At 73.0% G+C, this 23788-nt stretch carries 18 protein-coding genes and 2 pseudogenes; 6 read left to right on the top strand and 14 right to left on the bottom strand.

Going from position 1 to position 23788, the window contains the following annotated elements; translation table 11 throughout:
* Nucleotides 1-2: 2 nt before the first annotated feature.
* Genes ACQ1X7_RS13035 through ACQ1X7_RS13025 form a run of 3 tightly spaced genes read right to left on the bottom strand, consistent with a single transcriptional unit; the run spans nucleotide 3 to nucleotide 3711 of the window.
* Nucleotides 3-1268: an arginine deiminase gene (locus ACQ1X7_RS13035; protein ID WP_432478630.1), complete on the bottom strand. Its 1266-nt coding sequence runs from the start codon at nucleotides 1266-1268 to the stop codon at nucleotides 3-5.
* Nucleotides 1265-2755, bottom strand: a complete 1491-nt coding sequence (gene arcD, locus ACQ1X7_RS13030; protein ID WP_432478629.1) for an arginine-ornithine antiporter — start codon at nucleotides 2753-2755, stop codon at nucleotides 1265-1267. The genes ACQ1X7_RS13035 and arcD overlap by 4 nt, the downstream gene beginning before the upstream one ends.
* Nucleotides 2755-3711 (bottom strand): universal stress protein, encoded by a 957-nt coding sequence (locus ACQ1X7_RS13025; protein WP_432478628.1) that lies wholly within the window; start codon nucleotides 3709-3711, stop codon nucleotides 2755-2757. The genes arcD and ACQ1X7_RS13025 overlap by 1 nt, the downstream gene beginning before the upstream one ends.
* Nucleotides 3712-3861: 150 nt before the next feature.
* Here ACQ1X7_RS13025 and ACQ1X7_RS13020 point away from each other — a divergent pair, with 150 nt between their 5' ends.
* Nucleotides 3862-4149: a hypothetical protein gene (locus tag ACQ1X7_RS13020; RefSeq protein WP_432478627.1), complete on the top strand. Its 288-nt coding sequence runs from the start codon at nucleotides 3862-3864 to the stop codon at nucleotides 4147-4149.
* 233 nt (nucleotides 4150-4382) lie between these two features.
* Here ACQ1X7_RS13020 and ACQ1X7_RS13015 read toward each other — a convergent pair whose 3' ends face one another.
* Genes ACQ1X7_RS13015 through ACQ1X7_RS13005 form a run of 3 tightly spaced genes read right to left on the bottom strand, consistent with a single transcriptional unit; the run spans nucleotide 4383 to nucleotide 9308 of the window.
* A complete protein-coding gene (locus ACQ1X7_RS13015) occupies nucleotides 4383-6140 on the bottom strand; it encodes an MFS transporter (RefSeq protein WP_432478626.1) in 1758 nt (585 codons plus the stop codon).
* The gene (locus ACQ1X7_RS13010) at nucleotides 6137-6826 is read right to left on the bottom strand and encodes an LppX_LprAFG lipoprotein (RefSeq protein ID WP_432478625.1); all 690 of its coding nucleotides are present in this window, start codon (nucleotides 6824-6826) and stop codon (nucleotides 6137-6139) included. Before ACQ1X7_RS13010 ends, ACQ1X7_RS13015 begins: the two co-directional genes overlap by 4 nt.
* Before the next feature lie 4 nt (nucleotides 6827-6830).
* Nucleotides 6831-9308 (bottom strand): DNA gyrase/topoisomerase IV subunit A, encoded by a 2478-nt coding sequence (locus ACQ1X7_RS13005; protein WP_432478624.1) that lies wholly within the window; start codon nucleotides 9306-9308, stop codon nucleotides 6831-6833.
* A gap of 112 nt (nucleotides 9309-9420) precedes the next feature.
* Between ACQ1X7_RS13005 and ACQ1X7_RS13000 the strand changes: the two genes are divergently transcribed.
* From ACQ1X7_RS13000 to ACQ1X7_RS12990, 3 genes are read left to right on the top strand one after another with little or no spacing between them, the layout of a single operon-like run.
* Nucleotides 9421-12135 carry a GNAT family N-acetyltransferase gene (locus tag ACQ1X7_RS13000; RefSeq protein ID WP_432478623.1) on the top strand — a complete coding sequence of 905 codons (2715 nt, stop codon included), beginning with the start codon at nucleotides 9421-9423 and terminating at the stop codon, nucleotides 12133-12135.
* 59 nt (nucleotides 12136-12194) lie between these two features.
* Nucleotides 12195-12797, top strand: a complete 603-nt coding sequence (locus ACQ1X7_RS12995; protein ID WP_432478622.1) for a DUF5998 family protein — start codon at nucleotides 12195-12197, stop codon at nucleotides 12795-12797.
* Nucleotides 12794-13930 carry an alkaline phosphatase family protein gene (locus ACQ1X7_RS12990; protein WP_432478621.1) on the top strand — a complete coding sequence of 379 codons (1137 nt, stop codon included), beginning with the start codon at nucleotides 12794-12796 and terminating at the stop codon, nucleotides 13928-13930. The genes ACQ1X7_RS12995 and ACQ1X7_RS12990 overlap by 4 nt, the downstream gene beginning before the upstream one ends.
* Nucleotides 13931-13940: 10 nt before the next feature.
* Here the strand turns inward: ACQ1X7_RS12990 and ACQ1X7_RS12985 are convergent, their stop codons facing one another.
* The 3 genes from ACQ1X7_RS12985 to ACQ1X7_RS12975 all read right to left on the bottom strand — a co-directional run bounded on the left by ACQ1X7_RS12985 (nucleotide 13941) and on the right by ACQ1X7_RS12975 (nucleotide 16637).
* Nucleotides 13941-15368, bottom strand: a complete 1428-nt coding sequence (locus ACQ1X7_RS12985; protein ID WP_432478620.1) for a multicopper oxidase family protein — start codon at nucleotides 15366-15368, stop codon at nucleotides 13941-13943.
* Between the two features lie 3 nt (nucleotides 15369-15371).
* On the bottom strand, nucleotides 15372-15857 hold the full coding sequence (locus ACQ1X7_RS12980; RefSeq protein ID WP_432478619.1) for a hypothetical protein: 486 nt from the start codon (nucleotides 15855-15857) through the stop codon (nucleotides 15372-15374).
* 126 nt (nucleotides 15858-15983) lie between these two features.
* Nucleotides 15984-16637, bottom strand: a complete 654-nt coding sequence (locus tag ACQ1X7_RS12975) for a thymidine kinase (protein WP_432478618.1) — start codon at nucleotides 16635-16637, stop codon at nucleotides 15984-15986.
* 16 nt (nucleotides 16638-16653) lie between these two features.
* Here ACQ1X7_RS12975 and ACQ1X7_RS12970 point away from each other — a divergent pair, with 16 nt between their 5' ends.
* Entirely contained in the window at nucleotides 16654-17952 is a 1299-nt protein-coding gene (locus ACQ1X7_RS12970; protein ID WP_432478617.1) for a GNAT family N-acetyltransferase, read from the top strand.
* Between the two features lie 11 nt (nucleotides 17953-17963).
* On the opposite strand, the pseudogene ACQ1X7_RS12965 reads toward ACQ1X7_RS12970, so the two are convergent.
* A pseudogene (locus ACQ1X7_RS12965) lies at nucleotides 17964-18356 on the bottom strand (LysE family translocator); the annotation flags it as partial.
* A gap of 12 nt (nucleotides 18357-18368) precedes the next feature.
* Entirely contained in the window at nucleotides 18369-18584 is a 216-nt protein-coding gene (locus ACQ1X7_RS12960) for a LysE family transporter (RefSeq protein WP_432478616.1), read from the bottom strand.
* Nucleotides 18585-18760: 176 nt separating this feature from the next.
* Between ACQ1X7_RS12960 and ACQ1X7_RS12955 the strand changes: the two genes are divergently transcribed.
* Nucleotides 18761-19348, top strand: a complete 588-nt coding sequence (locus tag ACQ1X7_RS12955; protein WP_432478615.1) for a dihydrofolate reductase family protein — start codon at nucleotides 18761-18763, stop codon at nucleotides 19346-19348.
* Here the strand turns inward: ACQ1X7_RS12955 and ACQ1X7_RS12950 are convergent.
* The 3 genes and pseudogenes from ACQ1X7_RS12950 to ACQ1X7_RS12940 form a co-directional block, all read right to left on the bottom strand.
* Nucleotides 19311-21329, bottom strand: coding sequence for an SDR family oxidoreductase (locus ACQ1X7_RS12950; protein ID WP_432478614.1), 2019 nt, complete (start codon nucleotides 21327-21329; stop codon nucleotides 19311-19313). The two genes, ACQ1X7_RS12955 and ACQ1X7_RS12950, sit on opposite strands and share 38 nt — an antisense overlap.
* Before the next feature lie 34 nt (nucleotides 21330-21363).
* Nucleotides 21364-21654: a glycine cleavage T C-terminal barrel domain-containing protein gene (locus ACQ1X7_RS12945; RefSeq protein WP_432478613.1), complete on the bottom strand. Its 291-nt coding sequence runs from the start codon at nucleotides 21652-21654 to the stop codon at nucleotides 21364-21366.
* 173 nt (nucleotides 21655-21827) lie between these two features.
* Nucleotides 21828-23786, bottom strand: a pseudogene (locus ACQ1X7_RS12940) (GcvT family protein); the annotation flags it as partial.
* Nucleotides 23787-23788 lie beyond the last annotated feature (2 nt).

Genomic DNA, 23788 nt, shown 5'->3' with positions numbered 1-23788 from the left:
TCTCAGTCGATCGGGTCCCGCAGCACGGGACAGGTCATGCACCGACCACCGCCCCGGCCGCGTCCCAGCTCGCTGGCGTCGATGGTGATCACCTCGACGCCCGCCTTGCGCAGCAGGGTGTTGGTGTGGGTGTTGCGGTCGTAGCCGATGACGACGCCGGGCTCGAGCGCGACCACGTTGTTGCCGTCGTCCCACTGCTCGCGCCGGGCGCCGAAGCCGTCGCCGCCGGTGGGCACGACCCGCAGCGGGTGGCCCAGGGCGTCCCCGACGACCTCGACGAAGGAGCGCCGTTCGACCGTCACGTCCATGCCGACGTGGCTCGCGTCGTCGCGCCGGATGGTCAGCGTGCGGATCTGGTCGACGACGGGGCTGAAGGCGGTGACCACGTCGCGGTCGCAGAAGGTGAAGACGGTGTCGAGGTGCATGGCCGACCGCGTGCGCGGCAGCCCGGCGACCAGCACCTGCTCGGCCGCGTCCGCCTTGAACAGGTTGCGGGAGACCTGGGTGATGGCCTGCTGCGAGGACCGCTCGCCCATGCCGATGACCACCGTGCCGTGGCCGACGGGCATCACGTCGCCCCCCTCGAGGGTCGCCGCCCCGGAGTCGACCGGCTGCTGGTCGGGGTCGCCGAACCAGACGTCGAACTCCTCGGAGGCGAAGGCCGGGTGGAAGCGGTAGACAGCGGCCGTCAGCAGCGTCTCCTGACGCCGCACCGGCCAGTGCATCGGGTTGAGGGTGACCCCACGGAAGATCCACGACGAGTTGTCCCGCGTGAACTGGGTGTTGGGCAGCGGGGGCAGCAGGAACGGATGGGCCTCCTGGCCACGGAAGGCGGCGAGGAACGGACCGCCCACGTCGGCGGGGACCTCGCTGAAGGTGAGGCCGCCGATCAGGTGCTCCGCCAGCTGCTTCGCCGGGAGCTCGTCCAGCCACTCGCGCACCGGGTCGACCATCCCGTCGCCGACCTGGGCCGCCGTGATCCGCCTGTCCAGGATCCAGGCGCGCCCCTGCGGATGGGCGACGACGTCGGTGAGCAGGTCCTGGAGCTCCAGCACCTCGACGCCGCGGTCGCGCATCTTGTCGACGAAGTCGAAGTGGTCGCGCCGCGCCTGGCTCACCCAGATGACGTCGTCGAAGAGCAGCTCGTCGCAGTTCTCCGGGGTGAGCCGCAGGTGGGCCAGCCCGGGCGAGCAGACGAGCACCCGTCGCAGCCGCCCGGCCTCGGACCACACCCCGACCCGCGGGGCGGTGCGGTCCTGGGTGCTCATACGGTCACGAACCCCTGGGCCAGGCCGACGACCGCCGCCACCGCGAGGCCGGCGACGACCGCGGCGACGCCGAGCTCGGCGCGGGTGAAGATCCGCTCCCCGTTCTCCCGGCGGGCCCACACGAACAGGCCGGTGCCGACGAGGTAGAACAGGCCTGCGACCAGCACGTACTGCCACCCGCCCGCGTAGACCAGCCACACGGCGTACGCCAGCGCGACCGCACCGATGGCCAGGTCACGGCTGCGCCCGCGACCCGACTCGTAGGTCTCGCCGGTCGCGGCGAGCTTCACCTGGTACGCCGCGGACCACAGGTAGGGGAGCAGGATCAGCGACGTGGCCAGGTAGACCAGGTCGGTGTAGGTGTTCTCGTTGACCAGGGTCCAGAGCAGCAGGGCCTGTGCACAGAGGTTGGTCAGCCACAGGGCGCTGGCCGGCGCCCCCTGCCGGTTCTCGTGCGAGAGGGCACGGGGAACCACGCGGTCGAGGGCCGGCAGCCGCAGGATCTCCACCGCGAGCAGGACCCAGGCGATGAGCGCACCGAGCAGCGACACGACGAGCCCGGCGGAGATGAACCCGGCGCCCCAGCTGCCGACCTCGTTCTCGAGCAGCGCCGCCATCGACGGGTCCGAGAGTCCCGCGACGTCGGCCTGCGCCATCAGCCCGTAGGACAGCAGGTTCACGGCCAGCAGCAGGGCCAGGACGCCGAGGAAGCCGACAACCGAGGCGACGCCGACGTCCCGACGGTCGCGAGCGCGCTGGGAGTAGACGGCTGCACCTTCGATGCCGATGAAGACCCACACCGTGACCAGCATCATGTTCTCGACCTGGTCCATCGTCCCGCCCATTCCGGCGCTGTCGCCCCAGAAGTCGGCGGTGAACAGGCCGGCGTCGAAGCCGACGGCGGCGATGGCGATGAAGGTCAGGATGGGGATCACCTTCGCGACGGTGACCACGACGTTGGCGAGGGCCGCGTTGCGGACGCCGCTGAGGGTGAGTGCGTGCACGAACCACAGGAGCACCGAGGCCCCGACGACCGCCGACACCGTCGTGCCTCCCTCGAAGCCGCCGAACCAGTAGCCGAGGGTCGACATCAAGAGCACCAGGTAGGCGACGTTGCCCACCCAGGCGCTGATCCAGTAGCCCCACGCGGAGGTGAAGCCGATGTACTCGCCGAAGCCGGCGCGGGCGTACCCGTAGACGCCGCCGTCGATGTCGGGCTTGCGACGCGCCAGGGTCTGGAAGACGAAGGCCAGCATCAGCATGCCGAGGCCGGTGATGGTCCAGCCGATCAGCAGCGGACCCGGCGCCGCGCTGCCGGCCATCTGGGAGGGCAGCGCGAAGATGCCGCTGCCGATCATCGAGCCGACCACCAGGGCCACCAGGTCCGGCAACGCGAGTCCGGCGGTGGTCTGCGGCGGAGGACCCGCCTGCCCGGGACGCTGAGCTGACACGACGGGCTGAGCCCGTCCGGCGACGTGCTGGGCCATCACGACCTCCTCGGGTCCGGAGGCACCTGCCTCCACGCGCGACCGGCTGATTGCTCGAGCGGCTGCTCGACGGAGTGCTCCCTCGACAGCTCGGGCGGGACGACTTCAACTGGCACGGGGGCGAGCGCGAGCACCGCGCGCGCCGTACCGCCCAGGTGGTAGCCGGGCAGCAGGTGGGACCGGTGCCGCAGCACGAGCAGCAGGTCGGCGTCCCGCGACTCCTCGACCAGGGCGGCACGGGCCTGGGCGTGCAGCACCTTCACCTCCACGGGCACCTCGGGGTGCGCGCGGCGCCACGGTGCCAGCAGGGATTCGAGGTGGGCCTCGCCGGAGGCGCGCCAGTCCGTCCCGTGGGTACGCCCCTCGATCCGGTCTGCGTACGGGTTCGGCAGGTCCCAGGTGTGGACGAACCGCAGCCCGGCTCCCCGGGTGACGGCCTCGTCGAAGGCCCGGGCGAGCAGCCGCTCGGCGTCCTGCTCGGACCGCACGCCGACCACGACCAGGCCGTGGGCGGCGTCGGGCTGCCAGTCGCCGGGCACGGCGACGAGCGGACACCGGGTCCGGGCCGCCACCACGGCCGCGGTGGCTCCGATCAGCACGCGCGAGAGGCCGTGTCGCCCCTCCTGGCCCAGCACCAGCATCTCGGCGTCGTCGCCTGCGGCCACCAGGGCCGGGACGCGATCGCTCGTGGACAGCTCCGTCGTCACCGTGACCTCCGGCGCCAGGTCCGAGGCGAGCTCCGCGGCGCGGGCCAGGATCGCCTCCCCGGTCGGGACCAGGTCCTCGCGCAGGTACGGGGGCGAGGGCGTCATGGCGACGTACGCCGGCAGGGCGTGGACCACGTGGAGGGGCCACCCGCGGGAGGCGGCCCGCCCGGCGGCGTAGCGCAGCGCGCCCGTGCTCCCTTCCGTGCCGTCGACGGCGACCACGATCCGCGGCAGTCCCTGCTCGTTCATGACGGTTCCCTCCTCGCGACGGCCCCATGGTCTACCGGCACGGGGCCCTTCGGGCAGGGACTTTCGTCCTCCCGCCGACGGCCGACCCGCCCTGTCCGTTGCTGCCGGGCCCGGTGGTCCTTGGGCCCACGGCCGTTAGGGTCTGGGCTGATGGCGAAGCTGCTGATCGTCCTGCTGACGGTGGTGTTCCTCGGCTGGAGCTTCGTGCTCGCCCGGCGGGCGCGGAAGCTGGACCTCACCGGGATGGGGCCGGCGGCCCGGGTCTACCGGCGGCGCTTCGTGCCGATGGCGCCGCTCGTGGCGATCCTCGTGCTCGTCACCGCGCTGGCCGCCGCGCAGGGCGCCGGCGCCCTGGCGGGCGCGATGGGCGTGACCCTCGGGGTGCTGGCGCTGACCTTCACCGGAGAGTGGGTCGCCGAGCGCCGACGGTCGACCTGAGCGCAGCTAACGGTGGCGGCGGTCCCGCAGCATCCGGATGCCAGCCCATGCGGCGAGAGGCACGCCGAAAAGAACCACCAACAGTGTCAGCAGGTCGCTCTCGCCCATGCCCCTATCCCATCACGGTCGAGGTCAGCGCTGGGCCCACCCCCGGCGTCGTTCGGTGGATGGTCCACCGCCGCCGCGCGAGTCGTCGCCCGACAGGGAACCACGGGGCGGCGACGACGCGGGGCTCACGGGAGGGCCCGTACCCCCCGGGTCGCCGCACCGCGGAACACCACGAGCGCGAGGACGCCGGCCACCACGGCGCAGCCCGCGGCCCCCAGGAAGACCGTCTGCTCCTGGGCGATGCCGGCCTGCTTCAGCAGGAGGGTGAACGCGTCGCAGCGGCTCCTGCCGTCGCACACGTCCCGGACGTTCGGCAGGTCTGCCTGCTCGGCGTAGTAGCGCCGCAGGCCCAGCGTCGTGAGCGCCGAGACGCCGACCAGCATGCCGACCATCCGGGACACCACGACCAGCGCGGACGCCAGGCCGTGGACGTCGTCCTCGGTCGAGGCGAGCACGGCCGCGTTGACCGGGGCCAGCGCGACCCCGAACCCGAAGCCGCCGACGAGCAACGCCACGTTGGACGTCCAGTCCTCGAGCGAGGTCAGCCCCCAGCGGCTCATGAGCACGAACCCCGTGGCTGCGCACGCCATGCCGGCTGCGGTCACCAGCCCCGCCGGCAGGGTCCGGACCAGGTAGCCGCCCACGACGGCCCCGACCGGCAGGGCCACCAGGAACCGCACCAGCACGAGGGCGGCCAGCAGCTGGGAGTCGCCGTAGATCGTCGTCCGGGCGAACAGCGGGATGTCGATCAGGGCCGCGACCAGCGCGGCGCCGATGAAGAAGCTGACCAGGACCGCGCCCCACGCCGGCGTACGCCGCAGCGCGCCGCGGGGGACCAGTGGCGCGTCGGCGCGCCGGAGGTGGACGACCAGGGCGACCGCGGCCACGGCGGACCCGAGCAGGTACCAGGGTCCCTGGGCGGAGAACACCTGGATCCTCGGGTCGGCCGTAGCGAAGGCGAGGATGACGCCGCCGAGGGCCACGGCCAGCAGCGTCGACCCGACCAGGTCGGCGTCGCGGGCCGCGCGGCCCCACCGGCGCACGTCGACCAGCGGCCGTGCCGCGGTCGCGCAGCGGACCACCAGCAGCACCAGCGCGGTCACCGCGGCCAGCCCGACGGGCGTGAGCCACCGACCGGTTCCGACCACGGGGATGAAGAGCTGCCCCCACGTGAGGTCGCGCATCAGCGGGGGCGGCTGGGTGAACGCGAGCGCCCCCGCCGCGAGCGTGACCAGGAGCAAGGAGGCGCCGAGCAGGTCGGGCCGCCCCTCCCGGCGTACGTCGGCACCGGGTGCTGCCACGGCCCTGATCGTGGCGGCGAGGCCCAGGCCGACCGCCAGGTTGAGGGCGAAGATCGCGCGCCAGTCGGCCAGGGCCAGCACGACCGCGCCGAGCAGCGGGCCCAGCACGCTGCCGACCTCCTGGACCGCCGACACCACGCCCAGCGGCACCCCGCGGCGCTCGACCGGGTAGAGGTCGGCCACCAGCGCCAGGGTCGCCGGGACCAGGCCGCCGGCGCCCACCCCCTGGAGGAACCGGCCGGCCACCATGCTCGGCATGTCGTAGGCCAGGGTCGTGACCAGCGACCCGACGGCGAACAGCACCAGCGCCGCGACCAGGACCGGGACCCGGCCGCGCAGGTCGGCGATCCGCCCGATCATCGGCAGCATCGCGACGTAGCCGAGCAGGAAGCCGGACACGATCGGGGCCGCGCGCTGCAACTGGTCGATCGGGACGCCGACCGAGCCCATCATGTCGGGCAGCGCCAGCACGACCACGTAGGTGTCGGCCGCGGCGAACGCGACCGCGACGGCAGCCAGGGCGAGCAGCAGCCGCGCCCGCCCCGCCGCTGCGACGGCGGGACCCGCCGCGGGGTCGGTCATGGCGCGGTGATGTCGGGGGAGGAGCCGTAGTCGTCGAACCCGATGGTGTAGGTCATCGGGTCGGTGTCGGGGTAGAAGACGCCGGTGAGCCGCGCCGTCCGCAGCTCACCGTCCTCGGTCACGGTGTAGGCGGCGTCGAAGTCGCCGGACGCGCTCGGGATCACCCCGTCGACGACGTCGCCGGGAACGCTGCCGGTGTACTCGGTGAGCACCTCCCGGTTGTCATCGCCGCCCCGGACGCTGTCGCCGGCCTCGAGTCCGGTGGTGGCCGTCAGCAGCGACGAGAGACCGTCGTCGGTGCTCATCAGCTGGGCGGGGTCGGGGGCGCCGTACTCCGCCGGGTCGACGTCGGACCAGCCCGGCGTGAGCGGGATCTGGGCCCAGACCTTGCCGTCGAGGGCGACCACGGGGACGTCGAAGTCGGTGCCGGAGAGCACGACCGTGAGCGTGCCCTCGAAGGCCGGGGCGTGGGTGCCGACGCCCTCGGCCCGGCGGATCGCCGTGACGCCCTCGGGGAGGTCCTCGGTGGCGAGCGTGATCGACACGCCGCTGGTGTGGTCGAGGGTGGCCTTCGCGTCGGCCATGACCTCCTCCGGCGTCGGTCCTTCGTCAGCCGGGTCGTCTCCGCTGCAGGCGGACAGCGCCAGGAGCGCAGCCGCCAGCAGCGGCACCGGGCGGCGCATCATGCGGTCAGCCTTCCACAGCGGCGGTCGCCGCCAGCCGTACGGCGACCGGCCCGGCGCACGCGGCCAGCGGCTGGGTGCCGGGGACCCCGGAGCCGTCGCGGCGGCCCTCGGCCGCCGGCAGCTCGACCGGAGCGCCGCTGGTCGCCGCGGCCCGCGCCGGCGCGGCGCCGGCCCAGGCGAAGACGAGCGTGTCCTCGCCCTTGAGGAACCGGTGGCAGCGGACGCCGCCGGTCGCCCGGCCCTTCGGCGGGTACTCGGAGAACGGCGTCACCTTGACCGCGCCCGGCTCGGTGCCGGGCAGGGCCGTGCCGGAGCCCGAGGCGGTGACCAGCACCGAGGCGTCCGGGTCGAGCGCGGTGAACGAGACCACGCGATCGCCCGCCCCGAGCTTGACCCCCGCCATGCCTCCGCCGGCCCGGCCCTGGGGGCGCACCAGCGAGGCAGAGAAGTGGAGCAGCTGCGCGTGCGCGGTCACGAAGCAGAGCGCCTCGTCGCCGGTGGCGAGCTCGACCGCCCCGACGACCTCGTCGCCGTCCTTGAGCGAGATCACGTCCCACTCGTCACGACCGAGGACCTCGGGGTTGACCCGCTTGACGACCCCCTGTCGGGTGCCGAGCGCCAGGCCGGGTCCCTCGGTGGCCAGCGACGTGAGCGCGATCGCGGTCTCACCGCTGTCGAGCGGCAGCATCTCGGTGAGCGGGAGCCCGCCCTGGAGGTTGGGGTCGTTCGCCGAGGCTGGCAGGGCAGGCAGGTCGAGGACCGCCAGCCGCAGGCAACGGCCGCGCGAGGTGATGACCCCGACGTCGCCCCGAGCGGTGGTGCGGACCGCCGAGACGATCACGTCGTGGTTGGCCCGCGTCTCGCCCTGACCGGGCAGGTCCGGGCTGCCCGAGCGGGCGAGCAGGCCGCTGGAGGAGAGGTAGGCGAAGCAGGGGTCGTCGGCGACCTCGAGCGGGGTCGCGGCGGCCGTGACGGCCGCCGAGCCCGCCGACGCGAGCAGCACCGTGCGCCGCGGCGTCCCGTAGGTCGTGGCGACCGCCGAGAGCTCCTCGGCGACGACCGACCGCAGCAGCTCGCGGTCGGCCAGGATCGCCTCGAGCTCCTCGATCTCCCGCCGCAGGGTCTCCTGCTCCTTCTCGAGCTCGATCCGGCTGAACCGGGTCAGCCGCCGCAGCTGCATCTCCAGGATGTAGTCGGCCTGCGGCTGGGAGAGGTCGAAGACCCCCATCAGCCGCTCCCGCGCCGCCGCCGCGTCGTCGGAGCTGCGGATCACCTGGATGACCTCGTCGATGTCGAGCAGCGCGACGAGCAGGCCGTCGACGAGGTGCAGCCGCTCGGCCTTCTTGTCGCGACGGAACTGCGACCGCCGGCGTACGACGTCGTAGCGGTGGTCGAGGAACACCTCGAGCACCTGCTTGAGGCCGAGCGTCCGGGGCTGGCCGTCGACGAGCGCGACGGTGTTGATGCCGAAGGAGTCTTCCATCGGCGTCTGCTTGTAGAGCTGCTCGAGCAGCGCCTCGGGGACGAACCCGTTCTTGACCTCGATGACCAGCCGCAGGCCGTTCTCGCGGTCGGTGAGGTCCTTGATGTCGGCGATGCCCTGCAGCTTCTTGCCCTGCACCAGCACCTTGATCCGCTCGATCACCTTCTCGGTGCCGACGCCGTAGGGGAGCTCGGTCACGACGATGCCCTTGCGGCGGCCGACGCTCTCGACCCGCGCCGTGGCCCGCATCCGGAAGCTGCCCCTGCCGGTCTCGTAGGCGTCGCGGATGCCGTCGAGGCCGACGATCTTGCCGCCGGTCGGGAGGTCGGGCCCGGGGATGAACCGCATCAGGTCGTCGACGGTGGCGTCCGGGTGGCCGATCAGGTGGCGCAGCGCCTGGACGACCTCGACGAGGTTGTGGGGCGCGATGTTGGTGGCCATCCCGACGGCGATGCCGGTGGTGCCGTTGACGATCAGGTGGGGGATCGCGGCCGGCAGCACGACGGGCTCGGTCTCGCGGCTGTCGTAGTTGGGCTTGAAGTCGACCGTGTCCTCCTCGAGGGAGTCGGTCATCGCCACCGCGGGCGGCGCCATCCGGCACTCGGTGTAGCGCATCGCCGCCGGTGAGTCGTCGGGCGAGCCGAAGTTGCCGTGGCCGTCGACCATCGGGAGCCGCATCGTCCACGACTGGGCCTGGCGTACGAGGGAGTCGTAGATCGCCCCGTCGCCGTGGGGGTGCAGCCGTCCCATCACCTCGCCGACCACGCGGGCCGACTTCACGTGCCCGCGGTCGGGCCGCAGGTTCATGTCGCTCATCGTGTAGAGGATCCGGCGCTGCACCGGCTTGAGGCCGTCCCGCGCGTCGGGCAGCGCCCGGGAGTAGATCACCGAGTAGGCGTACTCCAGGAACGACGACTGCATCTCGTCCTTGATGTCGGTGTCGAGGATGTGCTCCTCGAAGTCCTCCGGGGGCGGTTGCTTCGTCGTCCGTCGTGCCATTCCCCCATTCTCGCCGCCCCCACCCCCCGATCCTGCGGCGACCCACCGAGGGCCGTCCCGACCACGACCGGGGTTCACCCGGGCGTCATGTGGGACCGATAGATTCAGGGCCATGTCGCAGGCCGAGCAGGAGAGCGTGGAGGTCGTCCCGCCGCCGCGGCACTGGGACGCCGACGTGCTGCTGCGCGACGGCCGGACCGCCCAGCTGCGCCCGATCCGGCCCGACGACGCCGAGCTGCTCATCGACTTCTACTCCCGGGTGTCCGACGAGTCGAAGTACTACCGGTTCTTCTCACCCATGCCGACGCTCTCCGAGAAGGACGTCCACCGGTTCACCCACGTGGACCACCGGGACCGGGTGGCGTTCGTGATGCTGGTCGGTGGCCAGATCATCGGTGTGGGGCGCTACGACACCGTCGAGCCCGGCGAGGCGGAGGTCGCGTTCCTCGTGGAGGACCAGCACCAGGGCCGCGGCGTCGCCCAGCTCCTGCTCGAGCACCTCGCCCAGGCAGGGCGGGAGCGCGGGATCGACAAGTTCGTGGCCGAGGTGCTGCCCGACAACCAGAAGATGATCCGGACCTTCCGCGACGCCGGCTACCACGTCGCCAGCGGCTACGAGGACGGCGTCATGCTGCTGGAGTTCCCCATCGACCCCACCGACACCTCGGTCGGCGTGATGACCGCCCGCGAGCACCGCGCCGAGGCGGCCTCGATCGTCCGGTTCTTCCACCCGCGGTCGGTGGCCGTGATCGGCGCCAGCCGGCGACGGGACACCATCGGGGCCGCCCTGGTGCGCAACCTGGTCACCGGCAACTTCACCGGCCGGATCTACGCCGTCAACCCGACCTCCGAGGCCGTGTCGGGGCTCCCGGCCTACGCCACGGTCAACGAGATCCCCGACGACGTCGACGTGGCGGTGGTCGCCGTCCCCGCCGAGGCCGTCGAGGACGTCGTCCTCGACTGCGCGGCCAAGGGAGTCCACGGGCTCGTGGTGATCTCCGCCGGCTTCGCCGAGACCGGCGACGAGGGCCGCCAGCGGCAGCGCCGGCTGCTGGGGCTGTCCCGCTCCTACGGGCTGCGGCTGATCGGGCCGAACTGCCTCGGCATCATCAACACCGCACCCGCGATCTCGCTCAACGCGTCGCTGTCGACGGTGATGCCGCCCGGCGGCCGGGCCGGGTTCTTCTGCCAGTCCGGCGCCCTGGGCTCGGCGATCCTCGAGAAGGTCAACAACCGGGGGCTGGGCCTCTCGACGTTCATCAGCGCCGGCAACCGCGCCGACGTCTCCGGCAACGACCTGCTCCAGTACTGGGAGGAGGACGACGCCACCGAGGTGGTGCTGCTCTACCTGGAGTCGATCGGCAACCCGCGCAAGTTCTCCCGGATCGCGCGCCGGGTCTCGCTCCGCAAGCCGATCATCGCCGTGCGGTCGGGCCGGACCACCCAGGGCGTGCCCATGGGCCAGATGGTGCGCCGGTTCGCCGCTCCGACCCAGGCGGTCGACGCGATGTTCCGGCAGGCCGGGGTGATCCAGGTCGACACCCTCGACGAGATGTTCGACGTGGCCCAGCTGCTGGCCCACCAGCCGCTGCCGCGCGGCCGCCGGGTGGCCGTCGTCGGCAACTCCGACGCGCTCGGCCTGCTGGCCACCGACGCCGCGGCCGAGGTCGGGCTGGTGGTGAACCGGTCGGTGGCGCTGGGGGCCGAGGCGACCGCCGAGGACTTCGAGGACGCCCTCGACGAGGCGATCGACGACCCCGACGTCGACGCGGTCGTGGCGGTCTACATCCCGCCGCTCAACGTGTCCGGCGACGACGTCGCCAACGTGCTGGCCGCGGTGGGGGAGCAGTCCGACAAACCACTCGTGTCGTCGTTCCTCGGCGCCGAGGGGGTCCCGGAGCTGTTGCGGGTGCCGGACGTCGCCGGCCGGTCCGCGGGCCGCGGCTCGGTGCCGTCGTACCCGGGCGTCGAGGCGGCCGTCCGGGCGCTCGCCCACGTCGTCGGGTACGCCGTGTGGTTGCGCACCCCCGACGGTGCCCCGCTCGACCTCGCCGACATCGACGCCGCGGCCGCCCGGGGCGTGGTGAGCGCGGTGCTGAAGCGGCACCCCGAGGGAGCGGACCTCACCGAGGAGGAGGTCGACCGGCTGCTCGGCGCCTACGGCATCCGGGTGTGGAGCGAGCGGCAGGCGGCCACTCTCGAGGAGGCGCAGGCGGCGGCCGAGGAGCTCGGCTGGGACGTCGTCCTCAAGGCCACCGCCGGCCACCTGCGCGAGCGCCCCGACCTGGCCCACGTGTGGCGCAACATCGACACGCCGGAGGAGATGGCGGACGCGTGGGCCTCGCTCAACTCGCTGATCACGAGCACCGACAACGCCGGCTTCGTCGTGCAGAAGAACGCACCACCCGGCGTGCCGGTCGGGATCAGCAGCATGGAGGACCCGTTGTTCGGCCCGGTCGTGTCCTTCGGGATCGCGGGTCCGATGACCGAGCTGCTCGGCGACCGGTCCTACCGGATCCCGCCGATCGGGGAGCGGGACGCCGCCGCCATGGTCCGCGAGATCAAGGCCTCGCCGATGCTCTTCGGCTACCGCGGCTCCGAGGTGGTCGACGTCTCCCAGGTGGAGCGACTGATCCTGCGGGTCGCCGAGCTGCAGCACGACCTGCCGCAGGTCAGCGCCCTGGAGCTGCCGCTGGTGCTGGTCGGGCCCGACGAGTCGTCGGTGCTCCGCGCCAGCGTCCGGGTCGAGCCGGTCGCCGACTCGCGCAGCGACTGGTTCGCCCGGCGGATGCCGAGCGTCCCGGGTGACACGACGCCCGGCGGCTGACCCGGGACGCCTGTGCACGCTCCCGGCACCCCTCTGGGAGGGCGTGACAGACTGCGCTCATGCGCTCCCGCACCACCGGCGACCGTCTGGTCCAGCACGGCGACCGCAGTCGCGAGCTGCGCACCGCCATCGAGAAGGCCGGCTACTACCCCGAGGTGGTCGCCGACAGCGTGGCCTCGGCGCTGGGTGGCGAGGAGGTGGCGGGCTTCTTCGTCCACCACGAGCCGACGTTCGAGCGGGACGAGGTCCGCCGCCACCTCACGGTGGTCGTGCTCACCCCCACCCGGCTGCTGCTCGCCCACACCGACGAGCACGCCGGCGACGACCTGCTGCCCGAGCCCTACACCTCGACCTCGACCGAGGCGATCGCGCTGTCCGTGGTGAAGTCGGTCGTGGTGACCCGGATGGTCACCAACCCCGAGTCCGGGCCGAGCCGTCCGGCCGAGGCGATGCTGACGATCGGCTGGGGTGCCGTCGGCCGGGTCGACCTGGAGCCCGCGGGGTGCCAGGACCCCGAGTGCGACGCCGACCACGGCTACACGGGGACCATCACGGCCGACGACTTCTCACTGCGGGTCTCCGCGGCCGCGGAGGGCGCCGACGGGGTCGAGCGGCTGCTCGCGTTCGCCGAGTCGCTCGCCGCCCGGACGCGGCCGGCGTGAGTCCGGCCGGGCCGGCTGGTTTCGTCGCCCCTGCCTACGACGACCGCTCGCTCACCGACCTCGTCCCGGCCGTCGCGACCGCTCTGGGCCACCCGCTCGGGCCTCCGGTCGACGGGCTGCGGCTGCCGGCCGCCACGGCGTACGTCGTCTTCCTGGTCGACGGGCTGGGCTCCGAGCTGTTGCGACAACACCGCCACGCGGCCCCGTGGCTCGCGGCGCTCCTCGACCACGCCGAGCCGCCGCTCACCGTGGGGGTCCCGTCGACGACCGCGACCAGCCTCACCTCGCTCGGCACCGCCCTGCCGCCCGGTGCCCACGGCCTGGTCGGCTTCACCTCACGGATCCCCGGCACCGACGACCTGCTCAACGCGCTCGCGTGGAGCAAGTCCGTCGACCCGGTCGAGTGGCAGCCCCACCCGACCGCCTTCACCCGGCTCGCCGGGGCCGGCGTGGCGGTCACGGCCGTCAACAAGCGCGAGTTCCGGGGGAGCGGGCTGACCGTCGCGGCCCACCGGGGGGCGGAGTTCGTCGGTGCCGACCGGGTGGGCGAGCGGATCGCCGCCGTGGCCGCCGCCACCGCGGTGCGCCCCTCGCTCACCTACATGTACGACGGCGACCTCGACTGGACCGGCCACCGCTTCGGTGTCGCCTCCAGCGCCTGGCTCCAGCAGCTGGCGATGGTCGACGCCGAGGCCGAGCAGCTGCGCGAGACGCTGCCCCCCGACGTCCGGCTGGTGGTCGTGGCCGACCACGGCATGGTCGACTCACCGCCCGAGAGCAGGGTCGACGTGGCCGACCACCCGGAGCTGCGCGACGGGCTCGCCCTCATCGGCGGGGAGGCCCGCTTCCGCCACCTCTACGCGCGCGGCGGGGCGGTGGCCGACGTGGTGGCGACCTGGGAGGAGCGGCTCGGCGACCGCGCCGTCGTGCTGCCCCGCGACGAGGCGATCGCCCGCGGCTGGTTCGGCGAGGTCTCCGCCCCGGTGCGCCCGAGGCTGGGCGACGTCGTCGTGGCCTGCGCCGGCGACACCGCCGTCCTCGACTCCGACGCCTTCCCCTACGAGGCGACCCTGATCGGTCTCCACGGCTCGCTCACGCCGGTCGAGATGCTGGTCCCGCTGCTGGTCTGCTGAGCCGCGCGGCTCACTCCGGCTCGTTGCCGAGGTCGCCGCCGACCCGGTAGGACGAGGTGACGCCGTCGTACATCAGGTGCGCGACCAACCCCTCGACCGCGTGCGGCAGGTTGTGGCAGTGGTCCATCCAGATGCCGGGGTTGTCGGCGACGAAGGCGATCCGGAACGTCTCGCCGGGGCGCACCTCCAGGGAGTCCACCCACCACGGGCTGCCGGTCGCTGGATCGCCGTCCCGCGACACCACGACGGCGTGGTGCCCGTGGAGGTGCATCGGGTGGGCGTCGTCGCTGGCGTTCTCGACGTCGAACACCACCACGTCGCCCTCGGACACCATGTACATCGGGACGTCCGGGTACATCTTCCCGTTGACCGTCCACCAGAGCCCCGGCACGCCGTCGAGGAAGCCGGGCCGCCTGCCGATCCGGTAGTCGAACTCACGATCGGCCGCCCCCGGGTCGAAGCCCGGGTCGGCCGGCTCGCCGTACGACAGGAGGTCGAGCTCGTCGGTGGGCGCGACCGTCGCACCACCCGGGTCCTCGCCCAGGACCATCGCGGTGGTGCCGCCGAAGTCGACCCGGGCGCCGCCCTCGGGGACCGTGACGCCCAGGTCGACCCGTCCTCCCGCCGGGAGGGCGTAGGACCGGTCGGTGACCTCGCCGGGCTCGTTGACCTCGGTCCCGTCGACCGCGAGCACCCGGTACGGCGCACCGGTCACCCACACCGGGGTGATCCCGTTGTCGGTGTTGACCACGCGCACCCGGACCTCGTCGCCGGGCGACGCGGCCACGGTCTCGGGCCCGGCCTCGCCGTTCAGGGTCGGCCCTGAGTCGTACTCGTGGAGCACGGCCAGGTGCTCGGCGACGTCGGGTTCGGGGTTCTTCGGGTGCACGACGAACGCGCCGAGCAGACCCCGCCGGACCTGCTCGTGGGACACCTGGTGGGAGTGGTACCAGAAGCTGCCCGCCTGGTCGGCCACGAAGCGGTAGGTGAGCTCCTCGCCCGCGCCCACGGCGTCCTGGGTGACCCCGGCGACGCCGTCGGCGGCGTTGGGCACGTCGATCCCGTGCCAGTGCAGGGTGGTCCCGTCCTCGACGTTCTCGTTGACCAGCGTGACCTCGACGAGGTCACCCACGTCGGCCTCGAGCACCGGACCCGGCGAGGTGCCGTTGACGGTGTAGCCCTCGCCCTCCTGCCGCACCGTCAGCGTCTCGGTGACGTCGGCCGGGCGGTCGAGGTCCGCCGTCAGCTCGGCGACCGGCGTGCCGTGGTGGTGGGAGTGCTGGGAGCGCGGACCACCGCCCCAGTCGACCTCGCCCATCGCGGCCATGTCGTAGGAGTCGGGCAGCAGGCTGTCCTGCCAGAACCAGGCCAGCGGCACCACGAGGGCAGCGGTGGCCGCCGAGGCGAGCCACAGCCTCGGGTGACCGCGCAGCGCCACGCCTCAGACGGTGGCGGTCTCGGGCGGTGCGGTCGTCGCCGACTGCTTCGGCGTCGCCGCCCGCCGACCGGCCATCGCCGCGACCCCCATCAGCACGAGGGCGTTGATGCCGTGCAGCGCGCCGAACGTGGCGTCGACCTCGCGGGACAGCATCGGCAGCAGGACGATCTGCAGCACGAGCAGGGCCACGATGGTCAGGGCGAGTGCGACCCCACCCCGGACCTTGGCGAAGAACGACACCACCAGCAGCACGAGCGCGACCAGCGGCATCAGGACGGTGCCGTTGAAGAACATGTGGATGGCGAAGCCCCACTCGGCCGTGAACCCGCCACCGCAGCCGGCCTCGCTCTCGAGGCAGGCCTTGTTGATCACGAGCCCGTTCTGGTCGATCTCGTTGGTCAGGCCGAAGAAGGCCCAGGCGATGGCGCCCGCCTGGACGACGACGAGCACGGCGATGGCGTTGGCCAGCACCTGATAGGTCTTGCGCATGTGATTCCCCCCAGTTCCCGCGACGTGTCAGGTCCCGAGCCCTCGGTGGGCATGATCCCGGTCCGGGACCCGGCTGTCACGCTGATTTCGTCCAGTTTTGGGTAACAGCGCTACGGAATCGTTACGTCACCCGAAGGGGAGGGGCTCCGGGACCAGGCTCACCGCCTGGGCGCGGGCGGCCGTGAGCCGGCGCCGGTGGTGCTGGCGGCAGAGGACCTCGTAGGCTACCTCGGCCGGCTGCTCGTCGACGGTGTCCACGTCGCCGACGACGATGACCTCGCCCTCGGTGACCATGACGCCGTTCTCGGTCCGGGCGTTGTGGGTGGCCCGCTTCCCGCACCAGCACAGCGCCTCGACCTGGAGCACGTTCATCCGGTCGGCGAGCTCGACGAGCCGCGAGCTGCCCTCGAAGAGCTGGCTGCGGAAGTCGGTGAGGATCCCGAACGCGAACACGTCGATCTGGAGCTCGTCGACGACCTTGGCGAGCTGGTCGATCTGGTCGCGGGTGTAGAACTGCGCCTCGTCGCAGATCAGGTAGTCGATCCGGCCGCCCTGGGTCAGCGAGTGGACGACGTACCGCCAGAAGTCGAAGTCCCGCGCCACCTCGATCGCCGCGTGGGTCAGCCCGAGGCGGCTCGACAGCGTCGCCTCGCCCGCGCGGTCGTGGGTGGTGAAGATCCGCCCGATCCGGCCGCGTGCAGCGTGGTTGTGGTTGGTCTGCAGGGCCAGCGTGCTCTTGCCCGAGTCCATGGTTCCGGTGAAGAAGTGCAGTTCTGCCACGGGGCAGCATCCTGTCATGCGCGAGACTGGGGACGTGCCTGCCCGCCTCCGCCCCGCCACCCCTGCTGACGCCGCCGACGTGGCCCGGATCTGGTACGCCGGGTGGCAGGACGGTCACCTCGGCCGGGTGCCCGGCGAGCTGGTGGCCGTGCGGACCCGGGACACCTTCGACGCCCGGGCGGCGGCGCGGGTGCCCGACACGGTCGTGGCCGAGGTCGACGGCGACGTGGCGGGCTTCGTGATGACCGACGCCGACGAGGTCGACCAGGTCTACGTCGACGCGGCCCGCCGCGGCTCCGGGCTGGCCGCGACCCTGCTGGGGGCCGCCGAGCGGCGGGTCCTGGCGCAAGGCCACCCACGCGCGTGGCTGGCGGTCGTCCCCGGGAACGAGCGGGCCCGGGCCTTCTACGCACGGCAGGGATGGCGCGACGAGGGGTCCTTCCACCACCGGGCGCCCGTCGGCGACGGGTACGTGCAGGTGCCCTGCCACCGCTACGTCAAGGACGTCTCCCCCCTCATCGGACCCGAGGAGCTGGCCGACCGGCGGCCAGAGGTGGTCGTGCTCGACGTGCGCTGGCGGCTCGGCGGTCCGCCGGGTCGCCCGGAGTTCGAGGCGGGCCACGTCCCGGGGGCGGCGTACGTCGACCTCGACACCGAGCTGGCCGACCCGCCCGGAGCGCGCGGTCGGCACCCGCTGCCCGGGACCGACACCTTCCTGGCCGCGATGCGCCGGGCCGGCGTCCGCCGCGGGCGACCGGTCGTGGTCTACGACGACTGGGGCGGCCGCGCCGCGGCGCGGTGCTGGTGGCTGCTGCGCCACCACGGGCACGACGCCGTCCGGGTGCTCGACGGCGGCTGGACAGCGTGGCAGGACGTCGTGGGCGAGGTCGAGACCGGGCCTGGACGGCCGCGGGCAGCGGGCGACCTCGACGGGTCGGCGGGGGCGATGCCCGTCGTCGACGCGGTTTCGGCGACGACGGTGCCGGTCCTGGTCGACGCGCGGGCCCCGGAGCGGTTCCGCGGTGAGACCGAGCCGGTCGACCCCGTCGCGGGCAGGGTGCCCGGCGCGGTCAACGTGCCCGCGACCGACAACCTCGACGGCTCCGGCCGGTTCCGGTCGGCCGCCGAGCTCCGCGAGGTCTACGCGGGGGTCGGGGTCACCGACGACGACGAGGTCGCGGCGTACTGCGGGAGCGGGGTGGTGGCCTGCCACGACCTGCTGGCCCTGGAGAGCATCGGTCTGCAGGGCGCGCTCTACCCCGGCAGCTGGTCGGAGTGGGTCGCCGACGACTCACGCCCCGTCGAGACCGGCTGATCGGCCTGTCGTCAGGTCCGCGACTCGGCGGCCAGCCGGACCCCGAGTCCCGCGAAGGTGAGCGCGAACGCCTTGCGGACGCGGTCCAGGATGCGTGGCCGGGCGAGCACGTGGTCGCGGACCGCGGAGGCGGCGAGCCCGTACGCGGCGAACACCACGAACGTCATCGCCACGAAGACGGCACTCAGACCCAGCATCGCCGGGACGGCGCCCTCGCCGGTGGGCACGAACTGCGGCAGGAACGCGAAGAAGAACAGGGTGAGCTTGGGGTTCAGCAGGTTGAGGGTGACCCCGTTGCCGACCACCTTCCACGCCGACACCGGCGGCTGGTCCGTCGTCGCGGTGTCGACCGAGAGCGCGCCGCTGTCCCGCCACGTCGTCCACGCCATGTAGAGCAGGTAGGCGACGCCGGCGTACTAGATGACGGCGAAGGCGACCCCGCTCGCGTGGAGCACGGCCGCGAGGCCGGTGACCGCGGCGACGAGGTGCGGCAGGGTCCCGACCACTCCGGCGAACGCCGCCAGCAGCGCCGCGCGCCGGCCGTGGGCGAGGCCGGCGGTGATCGTGTAGAGGGCACCGGTGCCGGGCGTGGCCACGATCACCAGTGAGGTGATCAGGAACGCGGTGCTCATCGTCGTCCTCCCATGGGGCGCGAGATCCTTCGTGCGTCCCGACCGATCCCGACGCCGGTACTCATCGGCGGCCGGGCGGTGGGTCTGCGGGCCAGGACACGTCGGTACTCCTGACCAGACCCGCTCGAGGAGGAGCACATGTCTCGCAGGACCACGGATCACCCACACGGTTGTACATGTCGATGTCGCTCGACGGCTACATCGCGGGGCCGGACGACCGACCCGGCCAGGAGCTCGGCCGCGGCGGCGGCCGGCTCTTCAACTGGCTGGACGAGCGGCACGGGCCCGGCATCGACGGGCAGGTGTACGCGGAGGCGCTGGACACCGGGGCGGTGATCTCGGGTCGGCGCACGTTCGAGCTCGCCGGACGCTGGAACGGCGACCACCACGACGGCGTCCCGATCCACGTGCTCACCCACCACGTGGAGGATGGCGACGTCCCTCCGGGTACCGCGCGGTTCCACACCGACGTCGCCACGTGCGTGGCGGAGGCGCGGGCGGGCGCCGGCGGGCGCGCGATCCTCGTGCACGGTGCGGGGGCGGCGCAGGCGCTGCTGGCCGCGGGGTTGCTCGACGAGCTGGAGATCCACCTCGTGCCGGTGCTCCTGGGCGGTGGCCGCCGGCTGTTCGGTGAGGACGACCCGCGGGTCGAGCTGGTCCCGGTGCGCCAGCTCCAGGGCAGCGAGGCGACCCACCTGCGCTACCGGGTCGCGCGCCCGGCTCCCACTACCAGTGCACGCCCCGGAAAACCCGCGCCAGCATGATCTGCTCGGACTCGCGGGCGCCGGGCGAGGCGCCCTCAGAGCGGTCGCCCTTGGCGGCGGCGGAGTCCGGGAACACCTGGTAGGCGAGGTTGAGGATCCGGAACGCGGTCTTCGGCATCACGGTGTGGGCGACCGCGCCGGCGTTGCCGAGCAGGGTGTTGATCTCGTGGGGCCGGTCGACCATCGCCCTGATCACCAGGTCGGCCGCCTGCGCCGGGCTGATCGTGGGGAACCGGTCGTAGAGCTTGGTCGGCGCGATCATCGGCGTCCGCACCAGCGGCATGTGGATGCCGGTGAAGGTGATGCCGTCGCCGACCAGCTCGGAGGCGACCACGTTGCTCCACGAGTCCAGCGCGGCCTTCGAGGCGACGTACGCCGAGAACCGCGGCGGGTTGGTCTGCACCCCGATCGAGGAGACGTTGACGACGTGGCCGCGCTTCTGGCGACGCATCGCGGGCAGCAGGCCCATCACCAGCCGGATGGCGCCGAAGTAGTTGAGCTGCATGGTGCGCTCGAAGTCGTGGAACCGGTCCTGGGAGAGCCGGAGCGAACGGCGGATGGAGCGGCCGGCGTTGTTGACGACGAAGTCGACCGACGGCAGCTCGGTGGTGATCTGCTCGGTCAGCCGGTCGATCGCCTCGAGGTCGGACAGGTCGCACGGGAAGACGTACGCCGTCCCACCCCGGTCCTCGATCGCCGCCCGGGTCTCCTCGAGCTTGTCCTTGCCCCGGGCGACGAGCACCGGGGTGCCCCCCGCCTGCGCCACCTTGAGCGCCGTCACCTGGCCGATGCCGGACGAGGCGCCGGTGATCACGACGTACTTGCCCTGGAGCGCGGCCCGGGCGGCCCGGTCGCGACCGGTGGAGGTGTCGAGGTGCGCCTCCCAGTAGCTCCAGAGCGTGCGGGCATAGGACTCCAGGTCGGGGACCCCGATGCCCGAGCCGGCCAGGGCCTGCTCGGTGCGTCGCGAGTCGAACGTCGCCGTGAAGCTGGTGTGCGCCAGCACCTCGGCCGGCATGCCGAGCCGGCCCAGCGTCTGGTCGAGCACCCGCTGGCCGGCGCCGGAGCGGACCGAGGCGTTGAGCAGCGACAGCGGCCGGACCGCCCGGGGGAGCAGCCCCAGCGGGCCCGCGGTGGTGACGGTGCGGTCGACCGGCGTCGCGAACTGCGGGGCACCGGCCGCGGCGCAGAACACGTTGACCATCCCGGCCACCGGCTGCGGCTCGGGGTTGACCAGGTGGAAGGCCTCGCCGTCGCGGTCGGGGAGGTGGGCGAGGTGGTCCATCGCCTTGGCGACGTAGTCGACCGGCACCACGTTGGTGTCGCCGAGGTCGGCCCCCACCAGCGGCAGCCACGCCGGCAGCCGGTCCCGCAGCGCCTTCATCATCGGGAAGAAGTAGTAGGGGCCGTCGACCTTGTCCATCACCCCGGTCTGGCTGTCACCGACCACGATCGCGGGCCGGTAGACCCGCCACGGGACGACGGTCTGCTCCCGGACCAGCTGCTCGGACTCGTACTTGGTCCGGTGGTACGGCGACGGCAGGTGCTGCCCCTCGGCGAACATGCCCTCGTCGAAGTGGCCGACGTGGTCACCCGCGGCCGCGATCGAGGAGACCTGGTGGAAGCAGCCGGCGTCGAGCGCCGCCGCCAGGGCCAGCGCCTGCCGCGTCCCCTCGACGTTCATCGCCTCGTTCGTCTCGTCGTCGGCGGTCATGTCGTAGACGGCGGCGACGTGGAAGAAGTGGTCGATCGAGCCGCGGTGCCGGTCGACCCACGCGTCGTCGACACCGAGCAGCCCGGCGCCCAGGTCGCCGACGACGGGGACCACGCGCGAGGTGTCCCAGCGCTCGATCATCCGTTGCAGGCGGGGCAGCGAGGCCTCCCGCACCAGCACGTGGACCTCGCCCTCGCGGTGGTCGAGCAGCTCCTCGACCAGGAAGCGGCCGATGAAGCCGGTGGCGCCGGTGACGAAGTACGACATGGCCGGAGCCTACCGCCGGGTAGCCGCGGCCGGCTCAGACCTTGATCCGCTCCGACCTGGGGTCGTAGAGCGGGCGCAGTGAGACCTCCACCTGGTGCCTCACGCCGGCGACGTCCACCTCCCAGGTCCCGGCCCGCAGCCAGTCGGGGGTCACCGGCTCGCCCCCGCCGGAGACCATGGCCAGGCCGACCGCCCCGCCGAGTGTCCAGCCGTACGACGCCGCCCGGACGTAGCCGACCGCCACGCCGTCGCGGTGGAGGACCTCGGCGTGGTAGAGCAGCGGCTCGGGGTCCAGCACCCGGACCTGCACGATCCGCTGCGCCATCCCGCCGGCCTGGGCGTTGGCCGCCTTGCGCGCCAGCACCGCGTCCCGGCCGATGAAGCCGCCCGGCTTGTCCAGGGCCAGCGCGAAGCCGAGCCCCGCCTCCAGCGGGCAGTCGGTGTTGTCGATGTCGTGGCCGAAGTCGCGGTAGCCCTTCCCTTCTCCATCCGCAGCGAGGAGAGGGCCCTGAGCCCGACTGGTCGCAGCCCGTACGCCGCCCCGGCCGCCTGCAGCTCGTCGTACACGCGGAGGGTGTCCGCCGCCGGCACGTAGAGCTCGTAGCCCAGCTCGCCGAGGTAGGTGATCCGCACGCACAGCAGCCGGACGCCGGCGAGCTCGATCCAGCGGGCGGTGCGGAAGCCGAACACCTCGGTCGACAGGTCGGCGTCGGTCAGCTCGGCGAGCACCTCGCGCGACCGCGGCCCCTGCACGTTCAGCTGCCCGTAGTCGGCCGTGACGTCGGTGACGGTCAGCTCGGCGTCCCCGCGGTGGCGGGCCAGCCAGGCCAGCGCGTGCCCGTGCGCGGTGTCGGACGCGACCACGAGGAAGTCGTCGTCGCCGAGCTTGGTGACCGTCAGGTCGCCCTCGATCCGTCCGTCGTCGTCGAGCCACTGGGTGTAGGTGATGGTCTCGGCCCTCTCGTCCACCGCGCCGGCGGAGACCCGGTCGAGCACCTCGCCCGCACCGGGTCCCTGCACCCGGAACTTGGCCATGAAGCTCATGTCCATCAGGCCGACGCCCTCGCGCACGACCCGGTGCTCGGCCTCCCACTGCTCGAACCACGGTGCCCGGCCCCACGTCGGCTCCGCGGTCGGCGTGGTGCCCGCGCCGGCGAACCAGTCGGCGCCCTCCCAGCCCGACACCTCGCGCAGGTAGCCACCCTGCCCGACCAGCCGGTCGTGGACCGGGGAGAGCAGGGTGTTCCGGGCGGTGCGCAGCTGCTTGCCGGGGGTGTGCGCGGCGTACACCGTGCCGAGGATCTCGGCGGTACGGGCGGCGCGGTAGCCGTCGTCGGCCTGCCAGGGGCGGAACCGGTCGACGTTGAAGCCGGTGACGTCTACGTCCGGGCGTCCGGTCGTGATCCAGTGCGCGAGGACCCGGCCGAGGCCGCCGGCGGAGAGGATGCCGACCGAGTTCATGCCCGCGGCCACGAAGTAGTTGCGGATCCCGGGGGCCGCGCCGACGGCGGGGGAGAGGTCGGGGGTGAACGACTCCGGGCCGCAGAAGAAGGTGCGGACCCCCACCTCGAGGGTGACCGGCACCCGGGCCATCGCCCGCTCGAGGAACGGCGCCATCCGGTCCCAGTCGGGCGGGATCGTGCCGAAGGAGAAGTCACGCGGGACCCCCTCGACCTTCCACGGGGCCGCCTGCGGCTCGAAGAGGCCGACCATCATCCCGCCGCCCTCCTCGCGGTAGTAGCCGTAGGACGCGGGGTCCTCGAAGATCGGCGCGTCGGGGTCGATCCCCTCGATGGTGTCGGTGATCAGGTAGTAGTGCTCGGCCGACTGGTTGGGGATCACCAGGCCGTTCCGCGCCCCGAGCTCGCGGGCCCACATGCCGGCGCAGTTGACGACGTACTCCGCCTCGACCGTCTCGCCGGCCGACGTACGGACGCCGGTGACCGCGCCCCGGTCGGTCAGCACGTCCTCGATCGACACCCCCTCGAGGATCCGGACGCCGAGCTGCCGGGCCCCCCGGGCCAGGGCGGTGGTCAGGTCGACGGGGTTGACCCGGCCGTCGCCGGGCACGTGGAAGCCCGCGAGCAGGTCGTCGGTCTCGGCCCACGGGAACAGGCCCTTCATCTCCCGCGGCGAGATCTCCTCGACCTCGAGACCCTGGAGGCGCTGGAACGCCGCCACCCGCCGGTACTCCTCGAGCCGCGCCTCGTCCGCGGCCGCCTCGATCAGGCCGACCGGCTTGAACCCGGTGGCCTGCCCGGTCTCCTCCTCGAGGCGCGCGTAGAGGTCGCGGGAGTACAGACGGATCGCGGTCGAGGTCTCCGAGGTCGACCCGAAGCAGGTCATCAGGCCCGCGGCGTGCCAGGTGGTGCCGGACGTGAGCCGGTCCCGCTCGAGCACCACGACGTCGGTCCAGCCCGCGTGCGCGAGGTGGTAGGCGACGGAGCAGCCGATCACGC

The organism is Nocardioides sp. GXQ0305 (genome assembly GCF_050880345.1).
Taxonomy (GTDB): domain Bacteria; phylum Actinomycetota; class Actinomycetes; order Propionibacteriales; family Nocardioidaceae; genus Nocardioides.
The sequence above is the reverse complement of the archived record's forward strand: the minus strand, read 5'-3'. Positions and strand labels throughout refer to the sequence as shown.